This is a genomic window from Streptomyces sp. (assembly GCF_035563135.1).
In the GTDB taxonomy this organism is placed as follows: domain Bacteria; phylum Actinomycetota; class Actinomycetes; order Streptomycetales; family Streptomycetaceae; genus Streptomyces.
The window spans coordinates 1-6568 of the sequence record NZ_DATMVN010000458.1 but is presented as its reverse complement, the minus strand read 5'-3'; the positions used below and the strand labels follow the sequence as shown (position 1 = coordinate 6568).

The following is a 6568-nucleotide window of genomic DNA, read 5'->3' as shown; positions in this document are numbered from 1 at the left end:
GGAGGCGGCGAGGGCGGCCTCGGGCAGCGGCGCGGACAGGATGGCCGCCCTCACGGGGCGCGGGACGGCCGGGGGCGGGCACACACCGCCGGTCTCCTTGGCCCGCACGGCTTTGGTGATCCAGGCCCGGTCGAGCACCCGTCGCTCGTCGGCCTCGGCGACCAGGTCCTCGGACTGGTTGTAGTCGCCGTCCGCGGCCTGGACGGCCCAGAGGTGGACGGCGACACCGTGCTCCTTGGCGGACATCAGACCGGGCAGCAGATCACCGTCGCCGGTCACGAGCACCACATCGGAGCAGGCCCGGTTCCTGGCCAGTTCGGTCAGTTCGGCGTGCATGGCCGCGTCGACCCCCTTCTGCGCCCAGCGCCCGTCACTGCGGGTGAGGGCTCCCAGCCGGACCGTCACCCGGGGCATGACCCGCAGCCTGCGGTGCTCGGGCTGCGGTACGCGGTCGGGCGCGCCGTCGAACCAGTAGATGCGCAGCAGGGGCTGTTCCGTATCGGCCTCGGCGCGCTCGCGCAGACCCTGGATCAGGGCGGCGTGGTCGACGGTGATGCGGGAACGGGCGGGCTCTCCGGCCAGCAGGCTCGCGGCTGCGCCCAGCAGGTAGCCGGCGTCCACCAGGACGACGCAACGGTCCACGCGTTCCACCCTCTTCCAATTAGGGAGCGGGTCGGCGGGACCGACCATGGGGAGGGGTCCGCCGACCCGGGGTTTGCTTACTCAGGGTTTCCTTCGAGTCTGCCCGACGGCGCGGGGGTTAGGGCCCGGAACTCGATCATCGGCGTGGCGGATCCGAGAACGGCGCATGATACCGCGCCTACTACGCTCCGTAATGATCCAACATGCGCCCTTTGTGGTGATATGTGAGTCTGACAGCGGTTCTGGACCCCCAGATCTCCCACAGGAGGCATCACGATGGCGAAGAACAAGAACCGCAAGCAGGGCGGCCAGCACGACCGCGCGTCCGCGGCGGAGCGCGGCGCGGAGGAGGCCAGGTCGACGGCGTACGAGTCGCAGACCCAGACCCAGTCGCAGGCCCAGGGCAGCCCGGCCGACGTGGCCCGCAAGCACCAGAAGCGCTTCGGCCACAACTGACGGTCCGGACCGTCGGCCGGCAGGCCGAGAGGGGCGCCCCGCCGACGGCGGGGCGCCCCTCTCGCGGGTCCGGGGGCCGTCAGCCGGCCAGGCAGGACGGGCCGAGCAGGACCTTCAGGTCGCCGAAGAGCGCGGGGTCGGGCTTCACGCGGTGCCGGTCGAGCCGGAGCACGGTGGTCTTGCGGGGGCCCTGGAGCCTGATGCGGACCTCGGTGTCGCCCCGGTGACTGCTGAGGACCTCGCCGAGGCGGGAGACCATGGGCGGGGTGACCCGGACCGTGGGGATGGTCAGGACGACCGGGGCGTTGGTCCCGGCCGAGGAGATGTCGGGGACCTGCATCTCCATGGCGACCAGGCGCGGCACGTCCTCGCGCTTGTCGAGACGCCCCTTGACGAAGACGACGGTGTCCTCGACGAGCTGGGTGGAGACCAGCTGGTAGGTCGCGGGGAAGAACATGCACTCGATGGAGCCCGCGAGGTCCTCCACGGTCGCGATGGCCCAGGCGTTGCCCTGCTTGGTCATCTTGCGCTGGAGGCCGGAGATGATGCCGCCCACGGTGACGATGGCGCCGTCGGAGTGCTCGCCGCCGGTCAGCTGCGAGATCGCCGCGTCCGACTTGTCGGACAGGACGTGCTCCAGGCCGAAGAGCGGGTGGTCGGAGACGTACAGGCCGAGCATCTCGCGCTCCTGCGCGAGCAGGTAGGACTTCTCCCACTCGATGTCGGAGAACTCCACGTCCAGCCCGAAACCCGGCTCGGAGGCCCCGTCGTCCGGGTCCCCCATGCCTCCGAAGAGGTCGAACTGCCCCTCGGCCTCCTTGCGCTTGACCTGCACCACGTTGTCGATCATCGGCTCGTGGTGGGCGACGAGTCCCTTGCGGGTGTGTCCCATCTCGTCGAAGGCGCCGGCCTTGATGAGCGATTCGACGGTGCGCTTGTTGCAGACGACCGCTTCGACCTTGTCGAGGAAGTCGGGGAACGTGGAGTACTTCCCCTTCGCCTTGCGGCACCTGATGATCGAGTCGACCACGTTCTGCCCGACGTTGCGGACGGCCGTCAACCCGAAGAGGATCACGTCGTCACCCTGGGCGGCGAAGTTCGGCTCGGACTCGTTGACGTTCGGCGGGAGCACCTTGATGCCCATGCGCCGGCACTCGTTGAGGTAGACCGCGGACTTGTCCTTGTCGTCCTTCACGGAGGTCAGCAGGGCCGCCATGTACTCGGCGGGGTAGTTCGCCTTGAGGTAGGCGGTCCAGTAGGTGACCAGGCCGTACGCGGAGGAGTGCGCCTTGTTGAACGCGTATCCGGCGAAGGGGACCAGGACGTCCCACAGCGCCTTGATCGCCGCGTCGGAGAAGCCGTTCTTCTTGGCGCCGGCCTCGAAGAGGACGAAGTTCTTCGCCAGCTCGTCGGGCTTCTTCTTGCCCATCACGCGGCGCAGGATGTCGGCCTCGCCCAGCGAGTACCCGGCGACGATCTGGGCGGCCTTCTGCACCTGCTCCTGGTACACGATCAGGCCGTAGGTGAGGCCGAGGACCTCCTTGAGCGGCTCCTCCAGCTCCGGGTGGATCGGGGTGATCTCCTGGCGGCCGTTCTTGCGCTCGGCGTAGTTCGTGTGCGAGTTCATTCCCATCGGGCCGGGCCGGTAGAGGGCCGAGACGGCGGAGATGTCCTCGAAGTTGTCGGGCTGCATCTGGCGCAGCAGCGAGCGCATGGGACCGCCGTCGAACTGGAACACCCCGAGCGTGTCACCGCGGCAGAGCAGCTCGTACGTCTTGGGGTCGTCCAGCGGCAGGGAGAGCATCTCCAGGTCGACGCCCTTGTTGGCCTTCACCATCTTGATGGCGTCGTCCATGATCGTCAGGTTGCGCAGGCCGAGGAAGTCCATCTTCAGCAGGCCGAGCGACTCGCACTGGGGGTAGTCCCACTGCGTGATGGTGACGCCGTCGGTGTGCCGCACCCAGACCGGGGCGTGGTCGACGATGGGCTCGCTGGACATGATCACGCCGGCGGCGTGCACACCCATCTGCCGGACCAGGCCCTCGACGCCCTTCGCGGTGTCGATGACCTTCCGGACGTCCGGCTCGTTCTCGTACATCCCCCGGATCTCGCCCGCCTCGCTGTAGCGGGGGTGCTTGGGATCGGTGATGCCGCTGAGGTCGATGCCCTTGCCGAGGACGTCGGCGGGCATCGCCTTGGTGAGGCGGTCACCCATCGCGTACGGGTAGCCCAGGACGCGCGCGGAGTCCTTGATCGCGTTCTTGGCCTTGATCTTGCCGTAGGTGCCGATCATGGCGACCTTGTCGGCGCCGTACTTCTCGGTCACGTACCGGATCACCTCGACGCGCCGGCGCTCGTCGAAGTCGATGTCGACGTCGGGCATGGACACGCGCTCGGGGTTGAGGAAGCGCTCGAAGATCAGCCCGTGGGTGATCGGGTCGAGGTCGGTGATGCCCATGGCGTACGCGACGATCGAGCCGGCGGCGGAGCCACGGCCGGGGCCCACCGCGATGCCGTTGTTCTTGGCCCACATGATGAAGTCGGCGACGACGAGGAAGTACCCCGGGAACCCCATCTGGATGATGATGTCCATCTCGTACTCGGCCTGCTTCTGCCGGTCCTCCGGGACCCCGTCCGGGTAGCGGCGGCCCATGCCCGCCCGGACCTCCTCCTGGAACCAGGTGACCTCGGTGAAGCCCTCCGGGATGTCGAACTTCGGCATCAGGTCGCGCTTCTCGAACATGCCGGAGGTGTCGATCTGCTGCGCCACCAGGAGGGTGTTGGCGCAGCCCTCCTGCCAGGCGTCGGAGGAGTCGACGCCGTACATCTCCTCCGTCGTCTTGAGGTAGTAGCCGGTGCCGTCGAAGCGGAAGCGGTCGGGGTCGGAGAGGTTCTTCCCGGTCTGGATGCAGAGCAGCGCGTCGTGCGCGGTCGCCTCGTGGGCGTAGGTGTAGTGCGAGTCGTTCGTCACGAGGGGCGGGATGTTCAGCTTCTTGCCGATCTCCAGCAGCCCGTCGCGGACCCGGCGCTCGATCTCGATGCCGTGGTCCATCAGCTCCAGGAAGTACCTGCCCTCACCGAAGATGTCCTTGTAGTCGGAGGCCGCCTGGACCGCCTCGTCGAACTGCCCGAGCCGCAGCCGGGTCTGCACCTCACCGGAGGGGCAGCCGGTGGAGGCGATCAGGCCCTCGGACCACTGGGAGATGGTCTCCTTGTCCATGCGCGGCCACTTCTGCAGCCAGCCCTCGGCGTACGCGTCCGAGGAGAGCCTGAAGAGGTTGTGCAGCCCCGTGCTGTTCGCGGCCCAGATCGTCTTGTGGGTGTAACCGCCGGAACCCGAGACGTCGTCCCGCTTCTGGTGCGGCTGGCCCCACTGGATCTTGCGCTTGTGCTTGCGCGACTCGGGGGCGACGTAGGCCTCGATCCCGATGATCGGCGTCACCCCGGCCTTCTGGGCCGAGTGGAAGAAGTCGTACGCCCCGTGGAGGTTGCCGTGGTCGGTCATCGCGATGTGCGTCATGCCCATCGTGTTCGCCGCCTCGAACATGTCCTTGAGCCGCGCGGCACCGTCCAGCAGCGAGTACTGGGTGTGGACGTGCAGGTGCGTGAATGGCGGCTTGCTCACGGCGCTGTGCCTCCGGAGGAACTGGGGATGACGGCTTGGGGGGACAGCGTGGAAGTCTACGTCTCCGAGGTGACGGACGGCGGGCACTCCGGAGTACGGTCGCGCGTTGGAAGACCGGGGACACCCGTCCCTTTTGTCATGAACGCCATGTACCAGGAGGCACCCAGCGATGTCGGACACCCAGACCGGCGCAGAGCAGCGCGGAGAGCAGATCCTCGCCGTCTTCGACACCGCGTTCGGGCAGCTCCTGGCCGCCGACCCCGCAGCCTTCCGGGTGAAGTTCCGCAAGATGGCGGGCTCGGCCTTCGCGTTCTACCGGGGCTCGGCCGGTCTGTTCTACGCCGATCTGGACCGCGAGCAGCACACCGGCGCTTACCTGGACGAGCGCACCAGCAGGGTCTGGATCCACGGCGATCTGCACGCCGAGAATTTCGGCACGTACATGGACGCCAACGGCCGGCTCGTGTTCAACGTCAACGACTTCGACGAGGCCTATGTGGGCCCCTTCACCTGGGACCTCAAGCGCTTCGCCGCCTCCGTCGCCCTGATCGGTTACGCGAAGGCCCTGGGTGACGACCAGATCACCGAGCTCGTCCGGGTCTACGCCACCGCCTACCGGGAGCGCATCCACGCCCTGGCGACGGGTGCCAAGAACGACGAGGTGCCGCCCTTCACCCTGGACACGGCCGAGGGCCCGCTGCTGGGCGTGCTGCGTGAGGCCCGCGCGCTCACCCGGTTCGGGCTGCTGGACTCGATGACGGAGATCCGGGACTTCGAGCGCCGGTTCACCGCCGACGGCGGCGCGATCGACCTGGACGCGGCGACGCGCTACAAGGTGCTCGCGGCGTTCGACGGCTATCTGGAGACGCTCCCGGAATCGAGCCTGACCCGGCCCGACTCGTACCGGGTGAAGGACGTCGTGGGCCGCCGGGGCATCGGCATCGGGTCGGCCGGCCTGCCCTCGTACAACATCCTCCTGGAGGGCAACAGCGACGCCCTGGAGAACGATGTGGTGATCTACCTCAAGCAGGCGCAGACCCCGGCGGTGTCCCGGCACATCACCGACGCGGCCGTGCGGGACTACTTCCAGCACGAGGGGCACCGCACGGTGATCTCGCAGCGCGCGCTCCAGGCGCACGCCGACCCGTGGCTGGGCTGGACCGAGCTGGACGGGTCCGGTCAGCTGGTGGCCGAGGTCTCTCCGTACGCGGTCGACCTGGACTGGTCCGACATCGACGAGCCGGAGGAGATCGCCGCGGTGGTCGCCGATCTCGGCCGGGCCACGGCGACGATGCACTCGGCGGCGGACGACGAGAGCGGGCACACCCTGGTGCCGTTCTCCACGGAGCGCGCGATCGACGCGGCCATCGCGGCCGACGAGGAGGGCTTCGCGGAGCTGCTGGTCGACTTCGCCCACAGCTACGGCGCCCGTGCCCGGGCCGACCACCAGATCTTCGTCGACCTCTTCCGCAACGGCCGCATCCCGGGCCTGTAGGGCCTCTCACAGATCCTCGGGGCCCGCTTACAGGAACGCATGGCACACTCTCCGGCGATGGACGTATCAGGGACGCAGATGAGAGCGGTACGCGCGGCGCTGTTCACCGCGCTCGTCGTCACGCTCTCGTCCGCGTCCCATGTGCTGCTCTCCCGGGTCCCGCTGCCGTTGACCGCCGTCGCCCTGCTGGCCGGGGCCGTCTTCGCCGTGGCCTTCGCGCTGGCGGGCCGGGAGCGCGGCTTCGGGGCGATCGCCGGGCTGCTGATTCCGCTGGAGCTGGCCGCCGACACGGTGTTCACCACCGGCCAGCACCTCTGTTACGGGGCGGCGGGCGGCCCCATCGCGGGTCC

4 protein-coding genes and 1 pseudogene are annotated in these 6568 nt (G+C 68.7%); 3 read left to right on the top strand and 2 right to left on the bottom strand.

All coding sequences use genetic code 11. From position 1 onward, the window contains the following. The coding region (locus tag VN520_RS20395) for an NYN domain-containing protein (protein ID WP_325748370.1) at window positions 1-651 on the bottom strand (651 nt) is incomplete at its 3' end. Between the two features lie 267 nt (window positions 652-918). Between VN520_RS20395 and VN520_RS20390 the strand changes: the two genes are divergently transcribed. After that, the gene (locus VN520_RS20390; protein WP_325748369.1) at window positions 919-1098 is read left to right on the top strand and encodes a hypothetical protein; all 180 of its coding nucleotides are present in this window, start codon (window positions 919-921) and stop codon (window positions 1096-1098) included. 79 nt (window positions 1099-1177) lie between these two features. On the opposite strand, the gene dnaE is transcribed toward VN520_RS20390, so the two are convergent. Beyond that, complete coding sequence (gene dnaE, locus VN520_RS20385) at window positions 1178-4723, bottom strand: DNA polymerase III subunit alpha (RefSeq protein WP_325748368.1); 3546 nt, start codon at window positions 4721-4723, stop codon at window positions 1178-1180. A gap of 169 nt (window positions 4724-4892) precedes the next feature. Here dnaE and VN520_RS20380 point away from each other — a divergent pair, with 169 nt between their 5' ends. Both VN520_RS20380 and VN520_RS20375 read left to right on the top strand, forming a co-directional pair. Further along, window positions 4893-6218: a DUF2252 domain-containing protein gene (locus VN520_RS20380; RefSeq protein ID WP_325748367.1), complete on the top strand. Its 1326-nt coding sequence runs from the start codon at window positions 4893-4895 to the stop codon at window positions 6216-6218. 57 nt (window positions 6219-6275) lie between these two features. After that, a pseudogene (locus tag VN520_RS20375) lies at window positions 6276-6568 on the top strand (hypothetical protein); the annotation flags it as partial.